Origin of the sequence: Azospirillum sp. TSO35-2, from assembly GCF_003116095.1 — a bacterium.
In the GTDB taxonomy this organism is placed as follows: Bacteria; Pseudomonadota; Alphaproteobacteria; order Azospirillales; family Azospirillaceae; genus Azospirillum.
On the sequence record NZ_LGRA01000022.1, the window covers coordinates 603,593 to 626,414 of the forward strand.

Consider the following 22,822-nt stretch of genomic DNA (forward strand, 5'->3'; position numbering starts at 1 on the left):
CGCATATGCCAAGGTGAAGCCCGCGGCGAAGGTGTCTTGGCGGGCGCCCATCAGCTCAGAGGGTTCCATGATCACCACCACCAGCATTGCCGACGCCGCCGCGGCGAACCTGCACGCCGCCATAGCCTTCGCCGCTGGGATCGGCACCCCCCTCAACGAGTTCGTCACCGTCGACTGGGGCTTGGCAGACCTCACGCCCAGCCTGGAACGCCCGCTGCACCACCAGGGGCGCATGCTCGAACGCGCCGCGAAGTGGCTCGGCCGGCGCCGTGTGCCTCTTGCCTACGTCTGGGTGCTGGAACGAGTCACCGGTAGCGTTCCGCACAGCCACATTCTGATCCATGTCCCGCCCGAGCACATCGCCGCCTTTCGAGTGAAGCTCCGCCGCGACTGGACCGGCGCCGGCCGGCGGCCTGGGCTCGTTGCCTGCCGCCAAATCTACAACCCTGAGGGCATTGAAGCGTATCTTCTGAAGGGCACCGATCCCGAAGCGGCAGCAGCCCTTGGCATCGTCGCGCGCCCGCAGGGCGCCATCACCGGCAAGCGGAGCGGCACCAGCGAGTCCCTTGGCCGAGCGGCGCGCGACCGCTATGCCACGGCGACGGCGATCCGGGCGATGCAGCAGGCGGTCGCGGCCTGAAGAAAAATTTCGCTCTCGATGCAAGCGCGGTACGGGTCGCTCTCCCACCTCCCCAGCAGGAGGATCCCGCCATGCTCGTCACCGCGCACAGCTTCATCAGCCTGACCCTTCGCCTGTCCGAAGCGGTGGCGCCGTCCGCCGCCGACCTAGCCGCCTTTGGCCTCTACGTCGCGGACAACTGGCCGGCTCGACACGTCGAGGCGATCAACGACGTCTTGTGGCTGCGCCAGATCGACCAGGGGAGCTTCATGGGGCGGTTTCGCATCGCTTGCAGTCTCCACGATCAGAACCGCCCCAGCGGGGCTTCTGCAGGCTCTGGCGAAGGTTCGACCCGTCACCGTGGGAAGGGCGCACTTCAGGGAAATGGCGTCGCCATTTCCCGCCCGAAGAGACCGGAGCGGGAGTGATGGCCCTGTACAGCCTCCGCCACACGGTGATCTCTAACGCCAAACTTGGCAGTTCCGGCCTGACAGCGGCTCGGCTCGTCTACGCCTGCCGGCGCGGCGCTGTCGTTCTGGAGGCCCGCACCGGCCTTGCCACGCTCAAACGCGCCAGCCTGAACCGCTTCGCTAGCGAGCGGGAGCGGACGGCCGGGCGCAATGGGCGCGTTATGGAGTGCATCATCATCGCCCTGCCTCTCGAGGCTTCTCCAGACCAGCACCGGGCGCTCGTCGTCGCCTACGCCGAGCGCCTGACTCAGGGGCAGGCACCGTGGATCGCCGCCCTGCATTACGACCGGCCCGGCAATCCGCACGTGCACCTCTACGCCTTCGACCAGGGCGTTCCCCGTAAGGCCGGCCAGCGCGGCCGGACGCCCAAGGTCATGGGCCTGTCGCGCGACGGCGCCCTCGAGGAGGTCCGCACGCTCTGGGCCGAGGTTCACAACGCGCATATGGCCGCCTGGGGCTACGGCCCCGCAGCCCGCATCGACCACCGCTCTCTGGCCGCGCAGGGCATCGTCCGCCTGCCGACGCTGCACGAAGGCCCGAAGAGCCGGGCCATGGCGGCGCGCGGCATCGGCCCGACCAGCCGGGCGCGCGCCGGCCCGACCGGTCGGGAGATCCGCTGGCCGGAGATAGACGGTGGCACGCCCAGATGCGAGACGAACGCCCTCGTTGGCGCCCTCAACAACCGTCAGGAGACTGCGCTCCATGGACGACCAGATCACTTTCCTGCTGCGCTTTCAGGATCTCGCCACGAAGACCCTCGATCAGACTTCGTTGATGGCTCAGCGTGCCCGTCATCAGTTCGATCGGACAAGCCCCGCTGCCGACCACGCCACGAAGACACTCGAGGAGACGCGCGCGCTGCTGGCCGATCTGGCGGCGGCGCTGGACAGGCTGCCGAAGCCGGTGCCGCCGTCGCGGCCGCGCTGGTGGACGATGGTACTGGCGACCGGAATCGGCCTGCTGGCCGGCGTCGCCCTCGGCATGCGCTGAGGCTGCGCGGGCTCTACCGCCCCGACCGCCTCCGGTTGCTGCTGGCCCAGGTCGCCGCGCCCATCCGAGCGGCGCTGGCGTCGGTGGACTGGCGGCGGGTCCTCGGTGGACGCGGCCTGCGCCTTCCGGCGCAGGCCGGACAGCTGTCCGGTCGCCTGTCCACCCCGGACCGGGAACGGGGATGGGAGCGTGAGCGCTAGTGAGGGGGCGGGCGCATTTTTGGCATTGACGCAGGTGGTGATGGGTGTATAGTACCCATCACCACCACGCGGCACCCATCAGCACCTAGCGCGGCCACCCTCGGCAAAGCGTCGCCGCGCGACAGATGAAGGAACACGTCATGAGCATTCCCAAGAGTGCAACCCCGAAGATACTGCGCGCCGCTATGAGCCTCAAGCAGGGCACCGAGATCCTGCACGAGCTGCGCTCGACGACCTCTCGCACGGCCCTGAAGTCGGCGGTCGATGAGGGGCTCCCCTCCGTCGCCAAGATCAGCGGCATGCTGCTGGAGAAGTTCGGCGCGCAGGCACGCGCCATGCCCGTCCGCCAGTTCTGCGGTATGGCCGTGAAGGCGATCATGGAGGAGGAGGGCTACGAGGTCGCCGCCACGGGCGTTCGCATCCCGAACGATCCGGTGTTCTCCACCGGAGCCGTCTACCGCAAGGTGGAAGGGGCCGACGAGACCGGCACCCCGGACATCCTCGAGCGCTTCGTCAACGCGCTCGACCGCGACGAGCTGGAGCGCGTCGTCCGTCTGGCCACCAAGGCGCTCGAACACGCCGAGTGACCGCTACAGTGCGTGAGTGGTGCAAGAAGGGGGCTGGCACACGCCAGCCCCCTTCTTGTTGCATCCCCGCCATCGCGCCGCCGTTCGGCCCGTGGAAGGGCGAAGAGGTGCGGTCCCGGCGTTGCCCCCATGCCCACCGGCCGACGGCCTGCCGCCAGCGCTGTGGGCGCGCGGCTGGCCTTCGCGGCCCGTGGACATAGGGACAACGGGCGCCGGCCCATGGAAGGGGGTTAGACGCGTCCCTGGCTCTCGGCAAGACGGGCGGCGGCGCTGCGCCGGACCGCCTGCCGCTCGGTGTAGCGCGCCACCATGGCCGGGCTCTTCCAGCCGCCGGCCTGCATGATGGCCGCCAGCTCGAGGCGACAGGCCGCCATGTCCTGCGCCATGCCGACACGCCCGCTGTGCCCGGACAGCCGGGCGATCACCTCGGGCGCGACGCCGGCGGTCTTGGCCATGCGCTTGATGATCCGCGCTACGGCGCCTTCATCGAGCGATGCGCCGAACTTCGTCCCACCCTTGCAGACGGAGCGGAACAGCAGGCCGGCGGTGATGCCGGCGGCGGCGCGCCACGCCGCCACAGCGCGCAGGGTGTCGGGCGCCAGGTAGACCGTCCGGCCCGTTCCCTCCGGGTCGGTCTTCCCCTTGCGCACGAGGATCGAGCCGGAGCCGTCGTCGGCCTCCTCCAGATCCTCGACGCGCAGCGCCACCAGCTCGGCGCGGCGCAGACCGGTGTCGTAGGCGGTCATCAGCAGCGCCTTGTCGCGCAGATCGATGGGCCGTTCGCGGGCGGCGTCGAGCAGCCGGCCGCGCAGGCCGTTGGTCAGGCCGTGCGCCTGCTCCTGACGCCGTCCCTTGGCGCGGTGCATGCGCTTGACGGCGAGGCGCACGGTGGCGTCCTCGGTCGGGCTGGGCAGGCCGGCCGCGCGGTGCAGGGACGCGACGGAGGCAACGTAGCGGCGGACGGTCGCCGGCTTCCGCGCTTCGGCCATGGCGTCGACGAACGCCGCTACGGTGTCCGCCGTCGCCGGCAGTGCCGCGCGGTCGGTCTCCTGGCACCAGCCGACGAACACGGCGGTGTCGGCGCGCAGCGCCCGCTCGGTGTTTCGGGCGTAGGCGCCGCGCGCGGCGTGCGCGTGGCGCTCCAGATTCGCCTGGATCGCCTCCGTCGGAGGTGCGTCCGCCGTGGCGGCGGGCAGGGTGGCAGATGAGGGGATGGGCAGGTGATCGATCATCGTCGTTCCCGTGGCGGTGTCGCCGGGATATGGGGTGCTTCCGCTCGGCCGCCGCCCGCGCGCGGACGGGCGGCGCGCCGGTTGGACCGCCGGCCGATCATGCCTGATAAGTGCCATTATCGGGCGTAAAATTCATCCCCAAGCCGCCAGCGAATGAAGCACCTGTACGCGGTAACAGTCCACTGCAGCGCGCGCGTGACCGATGCCATGCGGCGTGCCCGGCGGCCCAGAGTCATGAACCCATCTACTCCGCCTTGGCCGCGACGGACATCCTGCTCGCCGCCGCCAAGCGTGCAGGGGTGGATGTGGTGAAGAGGCCATACGCAGATGCGGACGTTGGATGGTTGCCGCACATGCAATCCGTCTATGGGCTCGCTCATAGCGCAGAGAGCGCCATCCTTTCACCATCCGACGTCAAGTGCAACGCACAGGCGTCCGGGGAAGAGTTGCTACAGGATTTCGTCCGCGCCCTTGCGCGGTTGGCGGCACGTGAGGATCATAGGGCCGAAGTTGAAGCCAAGAAGGCGTGGAGGACGTGATGCGTGCAGCCATCTACGCGCGGTTCTCGTCGGACAACCAGCTCGAACGGTCCATCGATGATCAGCTCCTCCTCTGCCGCGATTTCGTTGAGCGGAACGGCGGCACAGTCGTAGCCATCTACGCCGATTATGCCCTGTCCGGGGCGCACCTGAGGACGCGTCCCCAGGCGCTGCGGCTATTGGGCGACGCTAAGGCTGGCAGCTTCGACACGGTGGTGGCTGAAGGTTTGGACCGCCTGTCGCGAGATCAAGAAGACACCGCCGCTATTTACAAGCGGCTTGGGTTCGCCGGCATCCGTCTTGTGACGGTACAAGAAGGCGAAATCTCGGAGTTGCACGTCGGCCTTAAGGGAACAATGAACGCGCTGTTCTTGCGCGATTTGGCGACCAAAGTGCGGCGCGCGCAATCCGGGCGGGCGAAGGATGGGATCGTTCCAACCGGGCTATCCTACGGCTATGACCTAGTTCGTGAATTCGATAGAGATGGGAACCCGGTACGAGGGAGGCGCCGGGTGAACCCGGAGCAGGCCGCAATAATTCGGCGCATCTACCGCGAGTTCGCTGCTGGCATCAGCCCGCGGGCTATCGCCGATGGATTGAACCGCGACCATATCCCATCGCCGGCGGGTGGACACTGGAACGCAAGCACGATCAACGGCAACCCCGCGCGGAAGAACGGTATCCTCTACAACGAGGCTTACATCGGTTTCTTGATCTACAACCGGCTTCACATGGTTAAGGACCCGGAGACAGGCAAGCGGGTGCCCAGACTAAACCCCCACTCCGATTGGGTGGTGACCGAAGTTCCTGAACTTCGGATCATCGACGACGTGCTCTGGGAGCAGGTGCAGGCCATCAAGAATGGGTTCAAGCACCTTCGCGTCAACAAGTGTCGCCGGCCCAAACACCTGTTCTCGGGCCTACTGCGCTGCGGCTGCTGCGGCGGGGCATATACGGTCAAGTCGAAGGATCAACTCGCCTGCTCGACCTACCGCGAATCAGGCGCCTCGGTATGCGCGAACAACCGCACGATCCGGCTGCGCGATCTACAAGAGCGGGTGCTCGACGGCGTCCGGACGCAGCTGCTTTCACCCAAGCTGCTCGCCCTCTACGTGAAGACCTATGGGGAAGAACGGCGTCGGCTACGCGCTGAGGCGGGACAGAAGCGTAACGAGGTGGCTGCTCAAGTATCCAAACTGGGCCGCCAGATCGACAACATCGTGGACGCCATCGCCGAGGGCACTGCCGGCCCCGCTCTGCGCGGCAGGCTTGCAAACTTGGAGCTGCAGAAGGCCGAGGCTGACGCGGCAATGGCCGCCATTGTCGAGGCAGAGGCCGCAACCGATGCGGTGGTAGAACTACACCCTCAGGCAGCGCAACGCTACCGCGAGCAGCTGGAGGCCTTGGACGACGCGCTAGCGGGCGGCGATGAGTCACGCCAAGAGGCGGCAAGCACCCTTCGGGCGCTGCTCGCGCGAATTGAAATCCACCCCGGCGAGCGCCGCGGTGAAACTCATCTGACGGTTCATGGCAGGATTGAGGAGCTGCTGTCCCTCACCCGGAAGAGGCCGGGTGAGGGAAGCGGCACAGTCGCTAGGACTGCAATGATGGTAGCAGCGGAGGGATTTGAACCCCCGACCAAGGGATTATGATTCCCCTGCTCTACCACTGAGCTACGCTGCCATCGTGGCTACCATCGTGTCCCGTCGTTGCCGCCGGGAGCCGCTATATAGGATAGGGCGGCTTGGCGTGTCAACGCGGAATTATCGGGGAAAGTCGATTTTTTCGACGGCCCCGAAAGCGCCGATTCAGGCGGCTTTCTCACCCTCCGCCACGCCCGCCGCCGTGCCGGAAATCCAGCCGCCGCCCAGCACGCGGTCGTCCTGGTAGACGACGCAGGCCTGGCCGGGGGCGATGCCGTGCTGCGGTTCGTGCAACTCCACCCGGGCGGTGCCGTCCGGGCCGGCGCGCCAAGTCGCGGCGGCGGCGGGCTGGGCGGAGCGCAGCTTCACCGACACAGCGATGCCGTCGCCCTCGGCCAGATCGGGGCCGAGCCAGTTGATCTCGCGCACCGTCACCAGCGACCGGGCGAGGTCGCGGCGCGGGCCGACGATGACGCGGCGCTGGGCCGGTTCCAGGCGGACGACGTAGAGCGCCTCCTCCTCGCCGCGGATGCCGCCGATGCCCAGGCCCTTGCGCTGGCCGACCGTGTAATGGACGACACCCTTGTGGCGGCCCAGCACCCGGCCGTCGATGTGGACGATCTCGCCGGGCTCGACCGATCCAGGGCGCAGCTTCGCCACCACCTCGGCGTAATCGCCGTTGGGGACGAAGCAGATGTCCTGGCTGTCGGGCTTGGCCGCGACCTCCAGGCCATGGCGCTCGGCCAGGGCGCGGGTTTCCGGCTTGGTCAGGCCGCCCAGCGGGAAGCGCAGGAACTCCAGCTGCTCGCGCGTGGTGGCGAACAGGAAGTAGCTCTGGTCCTTGGCCGGATCGACGGCGCGGTGCAGTTCCGCCCCTTGCGGGCCGGCGACGCGGCGGACGTAATGGCCGGTGGCCAGCGCCTCGGCGCCGAGGTCGCGGGCGGTGTTCAGCAGATCGCGGAACTTGACGCGCTGGTTGCAGCGCACGCAGGGGATAGGCGTCTCGCCGCGCAGATAGCTGTCGGCGAAGTCGTCCATCACGTCCTGGCTGAAGCGGCCTTCGTAATCCAGGACATAGTGCGGGATGCCGATGCGGTCGGCGACCTGACGGGCGTCGTAGATGTCCTGCCCGGCGCAGCAGGCGCCCGGCTTCTGCACCGCCAGCCCGTGGTCGTAGAGCTGGAGCGTGATGCCGACGACGTCATAGCCCTCCTCCCGCAGCACGGCGGCGGTGACGGAGGAATCCACCCCGCCGGACATCGCGACGACGACGCGGGTGTCCTGGGGGCGCTTGGAAAGACCGAGGGAGTTCATGGCGCCCTATATGGGGCGGGCAGGGGCCCGGGGAAGGGGGAAGGGCCCGCCGGGGCCGCGCATCCGGCAGGATGGCCGGCAGGATGGCCGGCACAATCGCGGCGCCCGGCGGGAACAGGTTCCCCCGTCGTCCCGGACCTCAGCCCTTCATGGCGTTGTTGCTGCCGCCGGGCAGGCGGACGACCAGACCGTCAAGCTCTTCGGTCATGATGATCTGGCAGCCGAGGCGCGAGGTCTTGGTCAGGCCGAAGGCCAGATCCAGCATGTCCTCTTCGTCTTCCTGCGCGTCGGGCAGCACGTCGAACCATTCCGGCTCGATCACGACGTGGCAGGTGGAGCAGGCCAGCGAGCCCTCGCAGGCGCCTTCCAGGTCCAGGCTGTTCTTGTGCGCGATTTCCAGCACGGACAGGCCGAGCGGGGCGTCCACCTCGCGGCGGTTGCCGTCGGTCTCGATGAAGGTCATCTTGGGCATGGGATCCTCGTACGTCTTTGAGGGTGGTCGTTGGGGGTGGAAGGACAGTCAGGGCCGCGGCGGGGTGTGGACGGCGCGGCGGGCGCTGGCCTCCGCCGCCAGCACCTCCAGCCGTTCCAGCCGGGTCAGGATGCGGGCGGCGCCGTCGGTTCCGTCGGCGGTCTGCGCCTTGCGGAAGGCCGGGGCCAGATACTTGATGCAGGCCTCGATCCGCTGGCCGAGATCCAGCCCGATGCGGTCCAGCTCCGCCGTATCGGCCGCCTTGGCCAGGGTGGCGGCGAGGTCGGCGATCTCGTCGTCGCCGGGCTCGGTGGTGTCGCCACCGTCGGCCGGCCGGCCGCCCAGCAGCGCGAGCAGCGCATGGGCGCGGCGGACCGGGTTGCGCAGCGTGTCGTGCGCCTCGCGCAGCGCCTCGCTCTGCGCCCTGGCGTTGGCCTGCTGGCGCGGGCCGCGGGCAGCGAAACGCTCCGGGTCCAGGGCGCGGGTGAAGCCGGCGTGCTGACGGGCGAGCAGGTCGAGGTCGATGTCGAACCGCCGCTCCATCCCCAGCCGGGTGAAGGGGTCGAGCGGGCGCGGCGGCTGGACCGCGCCGCAGGCGTGGCAGAACAGGGCGCGCGGGGCCACCGAACGGCCGCAGGAGCCGCAGGGTTCCAGGTCGCCGGCGATGCTGCCGGAGATGCCTCCGGCCGGGCTGTCGGGTCCTGGTCCATGAGGCCCTGGTCCATGGGGTCCTGGTCCATGAGGTCCTGACGGGGGCGGGCCGGATGTCGATCGGGTCATGCGTGCAGTCCGTCAAAACGCCATGGGGCAAAACGCCAAGAGGATCCGGTACCCGGCGGGCAGTCCCGCCAACGCCGCCATGGACGCCCGGCAGGCGGTCCATCCGCGGGGTCATACCGGCAAGCCGCGTCCGGCGCAACGCGCGAATGCGGGCCGGGCGGCCGGGGGACAGAAGGTCGCGCAGGATCGCCCGGCGTCGGCCGCTCGGCGGGGCGCAGGTCACGCATCGGTTCGGGCGTTCCGCCGCGCCATCATGGTCCAGGCGGTCAGGAAGCGGTCGACCGCCGCGTCGTCGCTGGTCCAGCCCAGGCTGACCCGGATGGCGCAGGCCGCCGCCCGCTCGTCCTCGCCCATCGCCGCCAGGACGTGGGACGGCTTCACCTTGCCGCTGGAACAGGCCGAACCGGCGCTGACCGCGACCCCGGCCAGATCCAGCGTCATCACCTGCGTCTCTCCGGCCAGGCCGGGCAGCATCAGGCAACTGGTGTTGGCCACGCGCGGGGCGCCGGCCCCCATCACCCGGGCCTGCGGCACGGCGTCCAGAGCCTCGCGCTCCAGCCGGTCGCGCAAACCGGCCAGATCGGCGGCGGCGGACAGCCCCTCCAGCGCCAGACGGGCGGCGGCGCCGAAGCCGACGATGCCCAGCAGGTTCTCGGTGCCGGCGCGCTTGCGCCGTTCCTGCCCGCCGCCGCGGATCAGCGCCTCCGGTTCCAGCCCCTCGGCCAGGATCAGCGCGCCGACGCCGGTCGGGCCGCCCAGCTTGTGGGCCGACAGGGTCATCAGGTCGACGCCGAGAGCGGGCAGGGACAGCGGCAGCCGGCCGGCCGCCTGCACCGCGTCGCAATGGACCAACGCGTCGCGGGCATGGGCCAGCCGCGCCGCCTCGGCCACCGGCTGGATCACCCCGGTCTCGTTGTTGACCAGCATCAGCGACAGCAGCGCCGGCGCGGTTCCATCAGGCGCCTGGTCCGGCGGCTGGCCCGGCCAGCGCTCGAGCAGCGCCGCCAGCGCCGCGAGGTCGGCGGTGCCGTCGCGGGTGACGGCAAATCGCCGGGCGTCGGGCCGGGCGGCCAGCACCGACTCATGCTCGATCGCCGAGGTCAGGACCGGGCGGCCGGGGAAGCCGCGCAGGGCGAAGTTGTTCGCCTCCGTCCCGCTGCCGGTGAACAGCACCTGGGCCGGCTTCACCCCGGCCAGCGCGGCGACGGCGGCGCGCGCCTCCTCCACCGCGCGGCGGGCGCTGCGGCCGAAAGCGTGGACCGACGACGGGTTGCCGACCAGATCCATCGCCTGGCTCATCGCCGCCTTCACCTCCGGCTTCAGCGGGGCGGTGGCGTTGTGGTCCAGATAGGCTCCGGCACGGCGGAACGGGGCACCGAACGGGGTGGTCACAGCGGCGGTGTGCTCCGGGTCATGCGGCGGCTCATTCGACAGCCCCTCATTCGGCGGCGACGGCACCGCCGTCGGCGGACACCACGGCCGGACGCAGCAGGCCCAGGCCGCTGGTGCCGATGATCCGCCGCTCCACCACGTCGGCCACGGTGACCGAGCTGAGATACATGTGGATCTGGTTGCCCAACTCCTCCCACAGGTCGTGGGTCAGGCAGCGCGAGCGGTTGGTGCGGCAGCCCTGCGGCGTGCCGTTGGCGCAGCGCGTGGTGCGGATCGGCTCGTCCACCGCCAGGATGATGTCGGACACGCGGGTGGCGTCGGCCGGATGGGCCAGCAGATAGCCGCCGCCGGGGCCGCGCACGCTCTTGACCAGGCCGCCCTTGCGCAGCTTGGCGAACAGCTGCTCCAAATAGGACAGCGAGATCTCCTGCCGCTCGGCGATGTCGGCCAACGCCACCGGGCTGCCCTGGCTGGTGGCCGCCAGATCGACCATGGCCATCACGGCATAGCGTCCCTTGGTGCTGAGTCTCATCGCGCTTCTCCTTGAGCTTCGTGCGCCCCGCCGTTGCGGGCGCTTGCGGTCTCGGTCGATAGGGGGGTGGAAAGGGCAAGGCCCTTCTGGACGAGTGCGGTCCGGGGCGCCGCCGATTCCAGTTCGCCGACGCGGGCCTGCAGCGCCGTCACCTGGTCGAGCAGGCCGGACAGCGCGCGGGCGACCGGGTCGGGGATCTCGCCGCAGGGGGTGCCGTAGGGCAGGAACTTCCGCGTGTCCGCCCGGTCGCGCGGGGCCACCGGCCGGGCCGGGATGCCGACGACCGCGGTGTCGGGGGCGACGTCGGCCACCACCACGGCGTTGGCGCCGATGCGGGCGCCCCGGCCGATGGTGATGGCCCCCAGGATCTTGGCCCCGGCGCCGACGATCACGCCGTCGCCCAGCGTCGGGTGGCGCTTGCCCTGGTTCAGCGAGGTGCCGCCCAGCGTGACGCCGTGATAGAGCATGACGTCGTCGCCGATCTCCGCCGTCTCGCCGATGACGACGCCCATGCCGTGGTCGATGAAGAAGCGCCGGCCGATGGTGGCGCCGGGATGGATCTCGATGCCGGTCAGCGCGCGCGCGACCTGCGAGACCAGCCGGGCGGCGAGGTGCCAGCCGGCGTCGCGGCAGCGCCGGGCGATGCGGTGCAGCACGATCGCGTGCAAGCCGGGGTAGCAGAGCGCCACCTCCAGCCGGGATCGCGCCGCGGGGTCGCGCGCCATGATCCCGTCGATCTCTTCGCGAAGATGCTTGAACACGCCATCACCCGCCGTGGTATAGTCCGCCGCTCTCATCGGCCGCCCGTTCCGCAAGGCAAGGCCGATGGGGCGGGTCACGCGGGTTGCCCCGGAGGACGTTACGACGCATATATGATGACCAAGCAAAACGGTCAAGAATTGTGTGCGGAAAACCCCACTCCGCAGGGGGAAAACCCGTGACGGGCTCTACGGCCCGTGCGCCGGGGCGGCTGATTCGGATGGACATCCATCGGATGACCAACCGGTCCGGCGCCGTGGTGGTTTCAACAACCCTTTGTCCGCGTCAGGAACGTCGTTCCCATGCCTGAAGTGCTCTTCAACGGTCCCGCCGGTCGCCTGGAAGGCCGTTACACCCATGGCAAGCAGCCCAACGCCCCGGTGGCGCTGCTCTTGCACCCGCACCCGCAGCACAATGGGACGATGAACAACAAGGTGGTTTTCACCCTGTTCCAGTCCTTCACCAAGCGCGGGTATTCGGCCCTGCGCTTCAACTTCCGCGGCGTCGGGCGCAGCCAGGGCACCTACGACAAGGGCGAGGGGGAGCTGGCCGATGCGGCGGCGGCGCTCGACTGGCTGCAGACCTACAACCCGAACGCTCCGCTGTGCTGGATCGGCGGGGTGTCGTTCGGCGCCTGGATCGGGATGCAGCTGCTGATGCGCCGGCCGGAGATCGACGGCTTCGTCTCGGTGTCGCCACCGGCCAACCTGTTCGACTTCTCGTTCCTGGCGCCGTGCCCGTCCTCGGGCCTGATCATCCACGGCGACAAGGACGAGGTGGTGCCGCAGGCCGCCGTGACCAAGCTGGTCACCAAGCTGTCGCACCAGAAGGACATCCGCATCGACCACCGCGTCGTGCCGGGTGCCAGCCATTTCTTCGTCAACCGCACCGACGATCTGGCGATCCAGGTCGACGACTACCTGGACAAGGCGCTGGGCAACCCCATCGCGGCGGTCGCGGAGTAAGCGGGGGCCAAGGGCACGCAGGCGCTGACCTTTGGCCTCTCACCACCACGACCACTCAATTCAGCCTGCAGCCACGTCCCAGAGCCGTCATCCCCGCAAAGGCGGGGATCCCGTTGTTTCCATGGAGAAGCCGACGGGCAGGATGGATTCCCGCCTGCGCGGGAATGACGCTCGACCCGGAACGATGCCGGTTCCGGTCGAACGAAGGGCGCCTCACTGCTCGCAGCCGAGCACCCACACGTCGTAGATCGCGTTTTCCATCGCCGACAGGGCGGGGCTGGACGCGAACATCCAGCCGCTGAAGACGGCCTCCGCCTGCTCGCCGGGCTTGATCTCCGTCACCTCCAGGAAGGCCGCGGATTCCGGCGTGTCGATCGGCGGGTTCTCCTTGCAGGCGCGCAGGGTGATGCGCAGGCTGCCCATGCTCTTGGTTTCCCCCACCTGGATGGTGAAGGTGGAGGTGCGGGCGGTGACCTTGTCCAGCCAGCGCAGCTTGGCGCCCGGCCGGTCGAGCATCTGCGACGGCACCGGGGCGGCCTGGGCGGTGAGGGGGGCGACCAGCGGTGCCAGCAACAGCGCGGCCGCGAGGGCGGCGCCCGTCATCCGGTGGGTGGGCCGGCGGGTGGGCCGGAAAGAAGTCGGGAACGTCGTCACGTCGGATCGCTTCCGTGGTTGCGGACGGCGCCGGCCGGCAGCGCCGAAGCGTGGCCGGGGGCGCTCCGCCTTCTACCCGGAAGCGGGGTCAGCGTCCAGCGTCAGGGGCGCGGCGGGGAATGCTCCCCGCGATGGACAGGGCTGACCGATGACCGTGTGGGGCGCCGGTGATGGGCGACGGCTTACGGCGCCGTGGTGGTGGTGCGCGACGCCGGGGCCTTGGAGATGGTGGGGGAGGACGCGCCCGAACCGCTCTGGTTGCGCTCCTCGATCTTTTCGGTGGCAGCCCCGGCGCCCGCGCCGGCCACGCCACCCACCACGGCGCCGACCGGTCCACCGACCAGCGCGCCGGCGGCGACTCCGCTCATCCCGCCGGTGGCCGATTTCTCTTCCATGGTGTTGCCGCAAGCGGCGGCCAGCAGGGTCAGACCCAGCACGGCCAGTACGGGCGGGCGCATCGCAATTCCTCCTGCATCGGGTGATCCGACTGGCAGGAGGAACGCTCGAGCGTGGCCGTTGGTTCCTGGGTGGACGCCGGCCGCGTTACAGCTTGGGCGGCTGGGCCGCGGGCGGTGCGCCGGCGGTGGACGGCGGCTCGGCGGCCTTGGCGTCGCCGCCCTTGCTCATGCTCTGCAGCGAGAAGATGACCTGACCGAGCAGCTGCTCCAGGCCCGGCGTGCTCTGCGTGAACTCGACACGGCCGTTCGGCTTGATCATGTCGGGGTCGCCACCCGGCTCCAGCGACAGGAACTTGCCGCCCAGCAGGCTTTCCGACGCGATGACCGCGGCGGTGTCCTTGGGCAGCTTCACCGAATTGTCGACCGACAGGTGGACCACCGCCTGATAGCTGGTGGGATCGAGCGTCAGCCCGGTGACCGTGCCGACCTTCACGCCGCTGATGCGGACGTCGGCGCCGCTTTGCAGGCCGGTGATGCTGCTAAAATTGGCGGTGATGTCGTAGCCCTGCACCTTGCGCAGGTCCGCGCTCTTGTAGGCGAAGACAAGGAACACGGCGGCCACGGCAAGCACGACGCCGCCCAGCACGGTTTCGATCACATTCCGGCGCATGAAGCTATCCTGCTGCGAGGTCCCGAATCGAAACCCGGCCCAACGGGCCGGGTGCTTGCACTGATTTGGACCATCAGGCCAACGATCAGATCGGGGGTCAGGTCGGGGTCCAGGGCTCGTAATCGCCGGTCGCCGGCACGCGCTGTCCACCGGCCAGGGCGTGGCCCGGCGGACGGTAGGCCTGGACCGAGCCGGACATGTTGGGCAGATGTTCCTTCTGCCACGGCTTGTGATAGGCGCTCGACCCTTCCGGCAGCGGGTCCTTGACGGTGTGGTGCAGCCAGCCGTGCCATTCCGGCGGGATCTTCGACGCGTCGGGTTCACCGGCGTACAGGACCCAGCGGCGCTCGCGCATGCCGGCCTCGGTCTTCTTGGACCGGTAATAGACGTTGCCGAAGCGGTCGCTGCCGACCTTGGCGCCCCGACGCCACGTGACGTAACGGATGTGGATGTTCGCCATCTTGGTGAACAGGGAGATCGGCTCGCTCATCGTCGCTCACGAATTCCGGGGTCTGGCCCCGCGCGAACGGGGCGGTCGAATGCGGGCCGCACTATGACACCGCAGGCGCCGCGCGTCCACCGTTGGTGATGCTCACGCTCCGCCATTCGGCGGGGGTGGGGGCTATTGCAGCTTCGTCGCGGCGATTTTCGCCGCATCGACCGGAGTCGCGGTGCAGCCGCCCAGCGTCGGGCCGACCGGAAGCTCGCCGAAGGCGGCCAGCGCGCCCTCCGCCTTCAGCCGGCCGACGAATCCGGGCTCCAGCCCGCGGGCGACCCAGGCGAATCCGAGCCAGGTCGACCGCACCGGCTCGCCACCCGCCCGGACCATGGCGCCCAGCGCCTCGGCATCGCTTGTGCCGGGGCGGAACACCGCCAGCATCATGCCGTCGGTGCTCTCCGGCAGGGCCGCCCGTTGCAGCGACAGTCCCATCAGCGCCATCCACACCGCCAGCACGCCGGCGAACAGCGCCGCGGCGAGGCCGTGGCTGATCGGCGAGGCCGGCAGTGGGGCGGAGGATGGCGGGGACGGGTTTCCGGTCATGGCGGTGATTCTACGCCTTCGCCTCGGCCGCCGCCAGCGACGGCGCCGGCTTTTCGGAGATCGGCCAGTGAACGATGGTGGCGGCCATCGCCAGCGCCACGCCCAGCCACCACACCACGTCGTAGGACCCCGTCCGCTCGTACAGCACGCCGCCGAGCCAGACGCCGAGGAAACCGCCGACCTGATGGCTGAAGAAGACGACGCCGTACAGCGTGCCCATGTGGCGGGTGCCGAACATCACCGCGACGAGGCCGGAGGTCGGCGGCACCGTCGACAGCCACAGCAGGCCCATCACCGCGGCGTAGGCGATCACCGTCACCGGCGAGATCGGCAGCAGCACGAAGGCCGCGGTGGCGATCCCGCGCGAGAAGTAGTTGGCGCACAGCAGGGTGCGCTTGTTGACCTTGCTGGCGAGGACGCCCGAGGCGTAGGAGCCGACGACGTTGAACAGCCCGATCAGCGCCAGCGCCCAGGCGGCCAGCGACGGGCTGATGCCGGCCGCGGTCAGGTAGGGCGGCAGGTGGGTGGTGATGAAGGCCAACTGGAAACCGCAGACGAAGAAGCCGGTGACCAGCAGCACGTAGCTGCGGTGCTGGAACGCCTGCCGGACCGCGGCGAGGAAGCCGATGTCGGCGCCGGTCGCCGCCGGGGCGCCGTGGGCCGCCATGCCGCGCGGGCCGGGGAACACCATCGCCAGCAGCGGCACCGCGATCATCGACCCGGCGAGCAGCAGCAGCGCGGTCTGCCAGCCGAAGCCGGCGATGAAGGCCTGCCCCATCGGCGCGAACAGGAACTGTCCCATCGAGCCGGCGGCGGTGGCGATGCCGATCGACCAGGTGCGCTTCTCCGCCGGCAGCAGGCGGGTGAAGCCGGCGATGATGATGCCGAAGGAGGCGCCCGACAGGCCGAGCCCGATCAGCACGCCCGCCGTCAGGTACAGCTCCACGCTGGTCTGCGCGTAGGGCATCAGCGCCAGCCCGGCGGCGTACAGCAGTCCGCCGCCGGCCAGCACCGGCGCCGGGCCGTAGCGGTCGGTCAGGGCGCCGGCGAACGGGCCGCCGGCCCCCCACAGGATGTTCTGAATCGCGATGGCCAGCGCGAAGACGTCGCGGCCCCAGCCGCGGGTTTCCGACAGCGGGCCGATGAACAGCCCCATGCTCGACCGTGGGCCGAAGGCCAGCATCGAGATCAGGCAGCCGCAGACGACGACGAGGGCGGGCGTCCTCCAGGAGGAGGGCGCCGGTGCGGGGGTGGTGGCGGTCAATGGTCCCTCCCGGTGGTCGCCGGCGGCCCGCGCCGGCGCCTTCGATGTCTTGGATCGTTATGTCTTGGTTTTTGACGATAAGCGGACATCAACAGTCCGGCAAATTCATAATCAGCAAACAGGTCATTCCGCTGCGGAATACAGGGCCGGCGCGCAGGCGTCGAGATGGCGCAGCAGCGACTCCTCCAGCCGGTCGAACACCGGGCCGATGCGGCCGGTCACCCGCGCCCGCACCAGCCAGACCGTCACCGACAGCCGGAAGTCCGGCAAGGCGACCGGCCGCACCGCCGCCATGCCGCCCCCGACCATGCCGGCAGCCGGTGCGATCAGCCGCAACGGCGCCAGCCCGAAGCCGACACCGCGGGCAACCAGCGACACCAACAGGCTCTGGTCATAGGCCTCGACCGTCACGTTCGGCTGGAGCCCGAGCGGGGCCAGGGCGGTTTGCAGGGCGCTGCGGTAGCGGCAGCCGTTGGGCTGCAGCACCCATCCCCGCGCGTTCATCGCGGCAAGGCTCTGCTGCCCGCAATCCGCCGCGGCGGCGATGATGCTGACCGGTTCGCGGCCGATCTCGCGGGCGGGCAGATCCTCGGGCGGGGTCTGGCCCTCGGTCAGCAGCACCAGCGCACCGTCGAGCGCGCCGGCGCGGACCTGCTCGATCAGCGCGTTGCTCCAATCCGACAGCAGCCGCACCGTCAGGCCGGGGAAGCCGGCGCGCAGGTCGTCCAGTGGCCGCCCGGCCGCCAGCAGGTTCAGCACATGGGCGACGCCCAGCCGCAGCAGCCCCTGCGGCTCCGCCGATCCGGCGAAGGCGTCGGCGAAGTCGCTGGTCGCCGCCAGGATGCGCCGGGCGTGGGCCAGCGCCACCTCGCCGTCGCGGGTCAGCGCCAGCGGCTTGGTCTGGCGGTCGAACAGGGTGACGCCCAGCTCCGCTTCCAGCCGCTGGATCAGCCGCGACACCGCCGACTGCGTCAGCCCCAGCCGGTTGCCGGCGTCCTGGACCGACTGCGCGTCGGCCACGGCGATGAAGGTGCGGATCTCGTTGAGCTTCATGGGCCGCTGGAGCAAGGGAGAGAGGGCCGATGCGATCGACGCCACGCGGTTGGGCGGTCGCCATCGTGTCTGGCGCATCAGTCTCCGACCGGGCTATCGTCAGGTCAAGGGATTGCCGCCGATGCCAACCGACTGGGAGCCATGCCGATGACCGCCCCGCCCATCGTCCGTTCCGACCGCGAGTATCCCGACCGGCCCTGGGTCGGGGTGGGAGTCGTGGTGTGGCGGGGGGAGCGGGTGTTGCTGATCCGGCGGGGCAAGGCGCCGCGGCTGGGGCAGTGGAGCCTGCCGGGCGGCGCCCAGTCGGTGGGGGAGACGGTGTTCGAGACCGCTGTGCGCGAGGTGCGCGAGGAAACTGGTCTGGCGGTGGTGCCGACCGGCATCGTCACCGTGGTCGACGCCATCACCCCGGATGACGAGGGGCGGGTGCATTTCCACTACACCCTGGTCGAGGTGGCGGCGGAGAGCGCCGAGGGAGAGCCGGTCTGCGCCGACGACGCGCTGGAGGCCTGCTGGGCCACCCCCGACGAGGCCGGGGACCTGACGGAGTGGGACGAGACGCGGCGGGTCATCCGACTGGCGGCGGCCCAGCGGGCTTTGGGGCGGGGCGCGTCAGACCGCTGACGATCCGCTCGGCCAGGAACGCCTCCACGCCCTCGGGGGCAAGCGGGCGCGACAGCCAGTAGCCTTGCAGCGTGTCGCAGCGGTAGGCCTGGAGGAACAGCCGCTGTTCCGGCGTCTCCACCCCCTCCGCCACCACGGTCAGGTCCATCGCGTGGGCCAGCGCCACCACCGCCTGGACGATGGCGGCGGCGTCGCGGTCCTCCACCATCGCCTGCACGAACTGCTTGTCGATCTTCAGCGATTCCATCGGGATCCGCCGCAGCATGGCGAGCGACGACCAGCCGGTGCCGAAATCGTCGAGGACCAGCCGAACCCCGGCGCCGCGCAGTTGCATCAGCGCCTCGCGCTCGTCGGCGCCGTGGTTGAACAGGGCGGTTTCGGTCAGTTCCAGCTTCAGGTTCGCCGCCGGCAGGCCGGTGTCGGCCAGCGCGCCCAGCACCAGGCGGACCAGCCCGGGATCGTCGAGCTGCCGGGCCGACAGGTTCACCGACACCGGCGCGTCGACCAGACCGTCGCGCAGCCAGCCGGCCGCGGTGGCGCAGGCCGACCGCAACGACCATTCACCCAGCAGATGGATGGCGTCGCCCTGCTCGGCCATCGGCACGAAGACGTCGGGCGGCAGCATGGTGCCGTCGGACAGCCGCCAGCGGGCCAGCGCCTCGAACCCGGTCAGCCGGCCGGTGAACACGTCGGCCTGGGGCTGGAAGACCAGGGACAACTCCTGCCGGTCGATGGCGTCGCGCACCCGTTCGGCGAAGCCGTCGTCCGCCGAGGCGATCCCCGTCGGTGGCCCCGCTGTCGTGACAGGCGTGCCGACAGGCATGTCGGCGGCCGCCCCGGACCCGTTCGACGCCGCGTGCGTGTTCGCCACCAGTCCGCTCCTCGTTCGCCAATCTCTCTCCCGCATAACAATCACGGGAGCGGTTTGTTAACCATGCCGCGAAAGAGCTTGACGAATTTTATATGGTTACTAAAGAGCTAACGACAGCGGGGCGGTGACAAGAAAAGGGCGAACGGCAACGCCTTCGTTGCCACCAAAGAGAGGGGGCGCTCACACCGGCGTCGCGCCGTGTTTCAGCCGGCTGGGCAGCAGCTCGCCCGATTGATCGAGCACCGGGTAGGCGGCGGCGACCAGATGGGCGTTGATCCGCCGCAGGTCGCGCAAAATGTCGAGGTGCAGGGCGCTGGTCTCCACGCTTTCGGTGCGGCCGGCGCGCAGCCGGGCGAAATGCGCCTCCGTCGCCAGCGTTTCCAGATCGCGGATCACCTCCTTCTCGTGGATCAGCGCGCGGGCGGAGCGCAGGTCGCCCGACACGAACACCGCGGCGGCCAGCCGCTGGGTTTCGCTCAGCCGCTCCAGCATGCCGGCGATCTCGGCCGCCCCTTCGGTCGAGAAATGCAGCTTGCGCCGGATTTTCTTCGACGCCGCCTCCATCAGGTTGCGGTCGACGATGTCGCCGACATGCTCCAGGTTGATGGTGAAGGTCAGCACGTCGGACACGCGCCGCTGGTCCGGCTCGTCGAGATCCTCGACGTTGATCTGGGTGAGGTAGCGCTTGATCGCGTCGTGCAGCCGGTCGAGCACATCGTCCATCCGCCGGATCTCCTGCACCCGCTTGCGGTCGTCGCTGTGCAGCACGTCCAGGGCGCCGCGCAGCATGCTGTCCACGGTGTCGGCCATCCGCAGCGCCTCGCGCACCGCGTTGGCGATGGCGAGGTGGGGCACGCGCAGCGCGCTGCGGTCGAGATACATCGGCGCCGCCGGGTCGGCGACCGGGACGCGTTCCGGGAGCATCCGGGTCAGGATCCGCGCGAACCAGGGCAGCGGACCGATGAACAGGGCGGCGAGCCCCAGGTTGAACGCCAGATGGAAGTTGGCGGCCAGCCGGGTGGCGTCGGGCGACAGCGCCTGCAGGCCGGCGGTGATCGGTCCCAGCAACGGCACCACCACCAGGCAGCCGACGACGCGGTTGACCAGATTGCCGACCGGCAGCCGCCGCGCCGCCGGGTTGCCGCCGTCGGCGCCGGGGCCTTCGATGATCGGGTTGATGGCGCTGCCCAGGTTGGCGCCGGCCACCATGGCGACCGCGGCCTCCGGCGTGATGACCCCGCCGCCGGCCAGCGAGGCGATCAGCAGGATGGCGGCGACGCTGGAATGGGCGGCCCAGGACAACAGCGCCGCCAGCAGCACCGCCACCACCGGGTCGCCGGTCAGCAGGCCCAGCGTCCGCCGCAGCAGCGGCGCGTTCTCCGCCGGGGCGATGGTGGCGAGCAGCAGGTGCAGCGCCAGCAGCATCAGCCCCAGCCCGATGGCGACCCGCCCCAGGTCGCGGCTGCGCGTCCTGGCCCCGCGGCGGAAGGCGATGAAGCCGCCCAGCAGCAGCGCCGGCGCGACATGGGCGACGTCGAAGGCCAGAACCTGGACGATCAGGGTGGAGCCGACGTTGGCCCCCAGCATCACCGCCAGCGCCGGCATCAGCGACACCAGCCCGGTTGCGGTGAAGCCGGTGGTCATCAGCCCGGTGGCGGTGCTGCTTTGCAGCAGCATGGTGATGCCCATGCCGGACAGGAAGGCGGTCCAGCGGGTGCGCAGCCCAGCCCCCAGGACGCGGCGCAGGTCGGCGCCCAGCGCGCGGGTCAGCCCGCTCTGGACCATGTGCAGCCCCCACAGGAGCAGCACGACGTTTCCAGCCAGTTCCAGCAGCACCCGCGTCGCCTGCATCGCACCCCCTCGGTCGGATCCGGGGATGCGGTCAGGACGCAGCCCCCTTGGGAGGGTGGGGTGCGCGGATTGTTACGACAATATGACGGTTGGATGACGGCGGCGGAGGATAGGGGGCACCGGTGTGCCCCCCTGGCCGTCAGGCCCCCCTGGTCGTCAGACGTTGAAGCGGAAGTGGAAGATGTCGCCGTCCTGGACGACGTATTCCTTGCCTTCCTGGCGCATCTTGCCGGCGTCCTTCGCCCCCTGCTCGCCACCCAGCGTGACGAAGCTGGTGTAGTCGATGGTCTCGGCGCGGATGAAGCCGCGTTCGAAGTCGGTGTGGATGACGCCGGCGGCCTCCGGCGCCTTGGCGTTGCGGCGCACGGTCCAGGCCCGCGTCTCCTTCGGGCCGACGGTGAAAAAGGTGATCAGGTCCAGCAGCTTGAAGCCGGCGCGGATCAGCTTGTTCAGGCCGGTTTCCTCCAGCCCCATCGATTCCAGGAACTCGGCCTTCTCGGCCGGGTCGGTGAGCTGGGCGACCTCGGACTCGATGGCGGCGGAGATCACGACGACCTCGGCGTTTTCGGCCTTGGCCTTTTCGGCGACCTTGGCGGAGAAGGCGTTGCCGGTGGCCGCCGACGCCTCCTCGACGTTGCAGACATAGAGCACCGGCTTGTCGGTCAGCAGCATGAACTGCTTGAACACCGGCCGCTCGTCGTCCGACACCTCGACCACGCGGGCGGGCTTGCCGTCCTGAAGCACCTTCAGGGCGCGCTCCATCAGGTCGGCCTTGATCTTGCTGTCCTTGTCGCCACCCTTGGCCTTCTTCTGAAGGCTGGTGAGCTGGCGCTCCAGGCTCTCCATGTCGGCGAGCATCAGCTCGGTCTCGACCACCTCGGCGTCGCGCAGCGGATCGACGTTGCCCTCGACATGGGTGATGTCGTCGTCTTCGAAGCAGCGCAGCACATGGACGATGGCGTCGACCTCGCGGATGTTGGCAAGGAACTGGTTGCCCAGCCCTTCACCCTTCGACGCGCCGCGGATCAGGCCGGCGATGTCCACGAACTCCAACTGGGTCGGGACGACCTTCTGCGACTTGGCGATCGCCGCCAGCTTGTCCTGCCGCGGGTCGGGCACGCTGACGCGGCCGACGTTCGGCTCCTTGGTGCAGAAGGGGAAATTCGCCGCCTCCGCCGCCTGGGTGGCGGTCAGCGCGTTGAAAAGGGTCGACTTGCCGACGTTCGGCAGGCCGACGATGCCGCAATTGAAGCCCATGGGGTGCTGCTCGCCGTCGGAGATAACTGGAATTGGGGCGCTTTATCCTACGCCGGGGGCCAAAGCGCAAACGCGAAGTGGGGGAGGGCTCGGGCCGGTCAGAAAACGATCGCGTCGGCTGTCTTCACATCCACCCGATGATCGCCCGCACCAAACCCGTTCAGCGTTGCATTGTGGTGAGCGATGATCTGGTCGAAGCGCAGGTCGCCGCGGTCGGCGGTGGTGTGCCCATCGGCGATCAGCGTCACGTCATAGCCGAGCGAAACCGCGCGCCGGACGGTGGTGTCGACGCAGAACTGGGTCATGCAGCCGCCGACCACGATGTGGTCCACGCCGCGGGCCTTCAACTGGACCTCAAGGTCCGTCGCGAAGAAGCTGTCGCACTCCGACTTGTGAACGACGACGTCACCGTCCTGCGGGGCGATTTCCGGGCGGATCTCCCAGCCCTGCGCCCCGACGGCCAGACGATGGCCTTCGATGCCGTCATGCTGGACGAGGATCACGGGAATGCCGGCAGCCCGCGCCCGTTGCTTCACCGCGTGCAGGCGGCCGACGGCGTCATCCAAGGCGCGGTCGATCTCGGGCTGACGCTCCGGCGTGCCGCAGCCGGCGACGATGGCGTTCTGAACGTCGATGATCACCAG

At 69.7% G+C, this 22,822-nt stretch carries 25 protein-coding genes and 1 tRNA gene; 7 read left to right on the forward strand and 19 right to left on the reverse strand.

The genetic code is table 11. The features are described from left to right. The first annotated feature begins 67 nt into the window (after positions 1 to 67). The 4 genes from TSO352_RS32630 to TSO352_RS32645 all read left to right on the forward strand — a co-directional run bounded on the left by TSO352_RS32630 (position 68) and on the right by TSO352_RS32645 (position 2,866). Positions 68 to 640, forward strand: coding sequence for a hypothetical protein (locus TSO352_RS32630; RefSeq protein WP_146210828.1), 573 nt, complete (start codon positions 68 to 70; stop codon positions 638 to 640). Between the two features lie 71 nt (positions 641 to 711). After that, positions 712 to 1,047, forward strand: coding sequence for a hypothetical protein (locus tag TSO352_RS33365; protein ID WP_109111414.1), 336 nt, complete (start codon positions 712 to 714; stop codon positions 1,045 to 1,047). Further along, entirely contained in the window at positions 1,047 to 2,279 is a 1,233-nt protein-coding gene (locus tag TSO352_RS32640; protein ID WP_109111415.1) for a MobA/MobL family protein, read from the forward strand. Before TSO352_RS33365 ends, TSO352_RS32640 begins: the two co-directional genes overlap by 1 nt. A 140-nt stretch (positions 2,280 to 2,419) precedes the next feature. Next, on the forward strand, positions 2,420 to 2,866 hold the full coding sequence (locus tag TSO352_RS32645; protein ID WP_146210830.1) for a hypothetical protein: 447 nt from the start codon (positions 2,420 to 2,422) through the stop codon (positions 2,864 to 2,866). A gap of 230 nt (positions 2,867 to 3,096) precedes the next feature. Here TSO352_RS32645 and TSO352_RS32650 read toward each other — a convergent pair whose 3' ends face one another. Beyond that, positions 3,097 to 4,098, reverse strand: coding sequence for a tyrosine-type recombinase/integrase (locus TSO352_RS32650; protein ID WP_158284648.1), 1,002 nt, complete (start codon positions 4,096 to 4,098; stop codon positions 3,097 to 3,099). A gap of 538 nt (positions 4,099 to 4,636) precedes the next feature. Between TSO352_RS32650 and TSO352_RS32660 the strand changes: the two genes are divergently transcribed. Further along, positions 4,637 to 6,289: a recombinase family protein gene (locus tag TSO352_RS32660; protein WP_109111491.1), complete on the forward strand. Its 1,653-nt coding sequence runs from the start codon at positions 4,637 to 4,639 to the stop codon at positions 6,287 to 6,289. Here the strand turns inward: TSO352_RS32660 and TSO352_RS32665 are convergent. From TSO352_RS32665 to epsC, 7 genes are all read right to left on the reverse strand, one after another. Continuing rightward, positions 6,246 to 6,320: transfer RNA gene (locus TSO352_RS32665), tRNA-Met, on the reverse strand. The genes TSO352_RS32660 and TSO352_RS32665 overlap by 44 nt on opposite strands. Positions 6,321 to 6,445: 125 nt before the next feature. Next, entirely contained in the window at positions 6,446 to 7,594 is a 1,149-nt protein-coding gene (gene mnmA, locus TSO352_RS32670) for a tRNA 2-thiouridine(34) synthase MnmA (RefSeq protein WP_109111419.1), read from the reverse strand. A gap of 139 nt (positions 7,595 to 7,733) precedes the next feature. Continuing rightward, positions 7,734 to 8,066, reverse strand: coding sequence for a ferredoxin family 2Fe-2S iron-sulfur cluster binding protein (locus TSO352_RS32675; protein WP_109111420.1), 333 nt, complete (start codon positions 8,064 to 8,066; stop codon positions 7,734 to 7,736). 48 nt (positions 8,067 to 8,114) lie between these two features. Then, positions 8,115 to 8,690 (reverse strand): molecular chaperone DnaJ, encoded by a 576-nt coding sequence (locus TSO352_RS32680; RefSeq protein WP_247872598.1) that lies wholly within the window; start codon positions 8,688 to 8,690, stop codon positions 8,115 to 8,117. Between the two features lie 375 nt (positions 8,691 to 9,065). After that, the gene (locus TSO352_RS32685) at positions 9,066 to 10,238 is read right to left on the reverse strand and encodes a cysteine desulfurase family protein (RefSeq protein ID WP_109111492.1); all 1,173 of its coding nucleotides are present in this window, start codon (positions 10,236 to 10,238) and stop codon (positions 9,066 to 9,068) included. A gap of 46 nt (positions 10,239 to 10,284) precedes the next feature. Next, complete coding sequence (locus TSO352_RS32690; protein WP_109111422.1) at positions 10,285 to 10,770, reverse strand: Rrf2 family transcriptional regulator; 486 nt, start codon at positions 10,768 to 10,770, stop codon at positions 10,285 to 10,287. Then, positions 10,767 to 11,567 carry a serine O-acetyltransferase EpsC gene (gene epsC / locus TSO352_RS32695; protein WP_247872599.1) on the reverse strand — a complete coding sequence of 267 codons (801 nt, stop codon included), beginning with the start codon at positions 11,565 to 11,567 and terminating at the stop codon, positions 10,767 to 10,769. The genes TSO352_RS32690 and epsC overlap by 4 nt, the downstream gene beginning before the upstream one ends. Positions 11,568 to 11,831: 264 nt before the next feature. Between epsC and TSO352_RS32700 the strand changes: the two genes are divergently transcribed. After that, positions 11,832 to 12,494, forward strand: a complete 663-nt coding sequence (locus TSO352_RS32700) for an alpha/beta hydrolase (RefSeq protein WP_109073919.1) — start codon at positions 11,832 to 11,834, stop codon at positions 12,492 to 12,494. Between the two features lie 213 nt (positions 12,495 to 12,707). On the opposite strand, the gene TSO352_RS32705 is transcribed toward TSO352_RS32700, so the two are convergent. From TSO352_RS32705 to TSO352_RS32735, 7 genes are all read right to left on the reverse strand, one after another. Beyond that, a complete protein-coding gene (locus TSO352_RS32705; RefSeq protein WP_109111423.1) occupies positions 12,708 to 13,097 on the reverse strand; it encodes a DUF2155 domain-containing protein in 390 nt (129 codons plus the stop codon). A gap of 233 nt (positions 13,098 to 13,330) precedes the next feature. Beyond that, positions 13,331 to 13,606 carry a hypothetical protein gene (locus TSO352_RS32710; protein ID WP_109111424.1) on the reverse strand — a complete coding sequence of 92 codons (276 nt, stop codon included), beginning with the start codon at positions 13,604 to 13,606 and terminating at the stop codon, positions 13,331 to 13,333. An 85-nt stretch (positions 13,607 to 13,691) separates the two neighbouring features. Further along, complete coding sequence (gene mlaD, locus TSO352_RS32715) at positions 13,692 to 14,216, reverse strand: outer membrane lipid asymmetry maintenance protein MlaD (protein ID WP_109111425.1); 525 nt, start codon at positions 14,214 to 14,216, stop codon at positions 13,692 to 13,694. Between the two features lie 97 nt (positions 14,217 to 14,313). Continuing rightward, positions 14,314 to 14,706 (reverse strand): NADH:ubiquinone oxidoreductase subunit NDUFA12, encoded by a 393-nt coding sequence (locus TSO352_RS32720; RefSeq protein WP_109111426.1) that lies wholly within the window; start codon positions 14,704 to 14,706, stop codon positions 14,314 to 14,316. Positions 14,707 to 14,838: 132 nt separating this feature from the next. Next, on the reverse strand, positions 14,839 to 15,258 hold the full coding sequence (locus TSO352_RS32725) for a hypothetical protein (protein ID WP_109111427.1): 420 nt from the start codon (positions 15,256 to 15,258) through the stop codon (positions 14,839 to 14,841). 10 nt (positions 15,259 to 15,268) lie between these two features. Continuing rightward, positions 15,269 to 16,522 carry an MFS transporter gene (locus tag TSO352_RS32730; protein WP_109111428.1) on the reverse strand — a complete coding sequence of 418 codons (1,254 nt, stop codon included), beginning with the start codon at positions 16,520 to 16,522 and terminating at the stop codon, positions 15,269 to 15,271. Positions 16,523 to 16,645: 123 nt separating this feature from the next. Next, positions 16,646 to 17,575 (reverse strand): LysR family transcriptional regulator, encoded by a 930-nt coding sequence (locus TSO352_RS32735; RefSeq protein WP_109111429.1) that lies wholly within the window; start codon positions 17,573 to 17,575, stop codon positions 16,646 to 16,648. A gap of 147 nt (positions 17,576 to 17,722) precedes the next feature. Here TSO352_RS32735 and TSO352_RS32740 point away from each other — a divergent pair, with 147 nt between their 5' ends. Continuing rightward, complete coding sequence (locus tag TSO352_RS32740; protein ID WP_109111430.1) at positions 17,723 to 18,199, forward strand: NUDIX hydrolase; 477 nt, start codon at positions 17,723 to 17,725, stop codon at positions 18,197 to 18,199. On the opposite strand, the gene TSO352_RS32745 is transcribed toward TSO352_RS32740, so the two are convergent. The 4 genes from TSO352_RS32745 to TSO352_RS32760 all read right to left on the reverse strand — a co-directional run bounded on the left by TSO352_RS32745 (position 18,144) and on the right by TSO352_RS32760 (position 22,819). Beyond that, positions 18,144 to 19,070, reverse strand: a complete 927-nt coding sequence (locus TSO352_RS32745; RefSeq protein WP_247872600.1) for an EAL domain-containing protein — start codon at positions 19,068 to 19,070, stop codon at positions 18,144 to 18,146. The two genes, TSO352_RS32740 and TSO352_RS32745, sit on opposite strands and share 56 nt — an antisense overlap. 180 nt (positions 19,071 to 19,250) lie before the next feature. Continuing rightward, entirely contained in the window at positions 19,251 to 20,921 is a 1,671-nt protein-coding gene (locus tag TSO352_RS32750) for a Na/Pi cotransporter family protein (protein ID WP_109111431.1), read from the reverse strand. A gap of 156 nt (positions 20,922 to 21,077) precedes the next feature. After that, complete coding sequence (ychF, locus tag TSO352_RS32755; protein WP_109111432.1) at positions 21,078 to 22,178, reverse strand: redox-regulated ATPase YchF; 1,101 nt, start codon at positions 22,176 to 22,178, stop codon at positions 21,078 to 21,080. A 98-nt stretch (positions 22,179 to 22,276) separates the two neighbouring features. Continuing rightward, positions 22,277 to 22,819 carry a cysteine hydrolase family protein gene (locus TSO352_RS32760; RefSeq protein WP_247872601.1) on the reverse strand — a complete coding sequence of 181 codons (543 nt, stop codon included), beginning with the start codon at positions 22,817 to 22,819 and terminating at the stop codon, positions 22,277 to 22,279. Positions 22,820 to 22,822 lie beyond the last annotated feature (3 nt).

Bases quoted from the DNA above. Each gene is read 5' to 3' on its own strand.
- TSO352_RS32735 (WP_109111429.1), bottom strand. From the start codon at position 17,575: ATGAAGCTCAACGAGATCCGCACCTTCATCGCCGTGGCCGACGCGCAG.
- TSO352_RS33365 (WP_109111414.1), top strand. From the start codon at position 712: ATGCTCGTCACCGCGCACAGCTTCATCAGCCTGACCCTTCGCCTGTCC.
- TSO352_RS32640 (WP_109111415.1), top strand. From the start codon at position 1,047: ATGGCCCTGTACAGCCTCCGCCACACGGTGATCTCTAACGCCAAACTT.
- mnmA (WP_109111419.1), bottom strand. From the start codon at position 7,594: ATGAACTCCCTCGGTCTTTCCAAGCGCCCCCAGGACACCCGCGTCGTC.
- TSO352_RS32645 (WP_146210830.1), top strand. From the start codon at position 2,420: ATGAGCATTCCCAAGAGTGCAACCCCGAAGATACTGCGCGCCGCTATG.
- epsC (WP_247872599.1), bottom strand. From the start codon at position 11,567: ATGAGAGCGGCGGACTATACCACGGCGGGTGATGGCGTGTTCAAGCAT.
- ychF (WP_109111432.1), bottom strand. From the start codon at position 22,178: ATGGGCTTCAATTGCGGCATCGTCGGCCTGCCGAACGTCGGCAAGTCG.
- TSO352_RS32650 (WP_158284648.1), bottom strand. From the start codon at position 4,098: ATGATCGATCACCTGCCCATCCCCTCATCTGCCACCCTGCCCGCCGCC.
- TSO352_RS32705 (WP_109111423.1), bottom strand. From the start codon at position 13,097: ATGACGGGCGCCGCCCTCGCGGCCGCGCTGTTGCTGGCACCGCTGGTC.
- TSO352_RS32700 (WP_109073919.1), top strand. From the start codon at position 11,832: ATGCCTGAAGTGCTCTTCAACGGTCCCGCCGGTCGCCTGGAAGGCCGT.
- TSO352_RS32660 (WP_109111491.1), top strand. From the start codon at position 4,637: ATGCGTGCAGCCATCTACGCGCGGTTCTCGTCGGACAACCAGCTCGAA.
- mlaD (WP_109111425.1), bottom strand. From the start codon at position 14,216: ATGCGCCGGAATGTGATCGAAACCGTGCTGGGCGGCGTCGTGCTTGCC.
- TSO352_RS32750 (WP_109111431.1), bottom strand. From the start codon at position 20,921: ATGCAGGCGACGCGGGTGCTGCTGGAACTGGCTGGAAACGTCGTGCTG.
- TSO352_RS32720 (WP_109111426.1), bottom strand. From the start codon at position 14,706: ATGAGCGAGCCGATCTCCCTGTTCACCAAGATGGCGAACATCCACATC.
- TSO352_RS32740 (WP_109111430.1), top strand. From the start codon at position 17,723: ATGACCGCCCCGCCCATCGTCCGTTCCGACCGCGAGTATCCCGACCGG.
- TSO352_RS32710 (WP_109111424.1), bottom strand. From the start codon at position 13,606: ATGCGCCCGCCCGTACTGGCCGTGCTGGGTCTGACCCTGCTGGCCGCC.
- TSO352_RS32630 (WP_146210828.1), top strand. From the start codon at position 68: ATGATCACCACCACCAGCATTGCCGACGCCGCCGCGGCGAACCTGCAC.
- TSO352_RS32690 (WP_109111422.1), bottom strand. From the start codon at position 10,770: ATGAGACTCAGCACCAAGGGACGCTATGCCGTGATGGCCATGGTCGAT.
- TSO352_RS32675 (WP_109111420.1), bottom strand. From the start codon at position 8,066: ATGCCCAAGATGACCTTCATCGAGACCGACGGCAACCGCCGCGAGGTG.
- TSO352_RS32725 (WP_109111427.1), bottom strand. From the start codon at position 15,258: ATGACCGGAAACCCGTCCCCGCCATCCTCCGCCCCACTGCCGGCCTCG.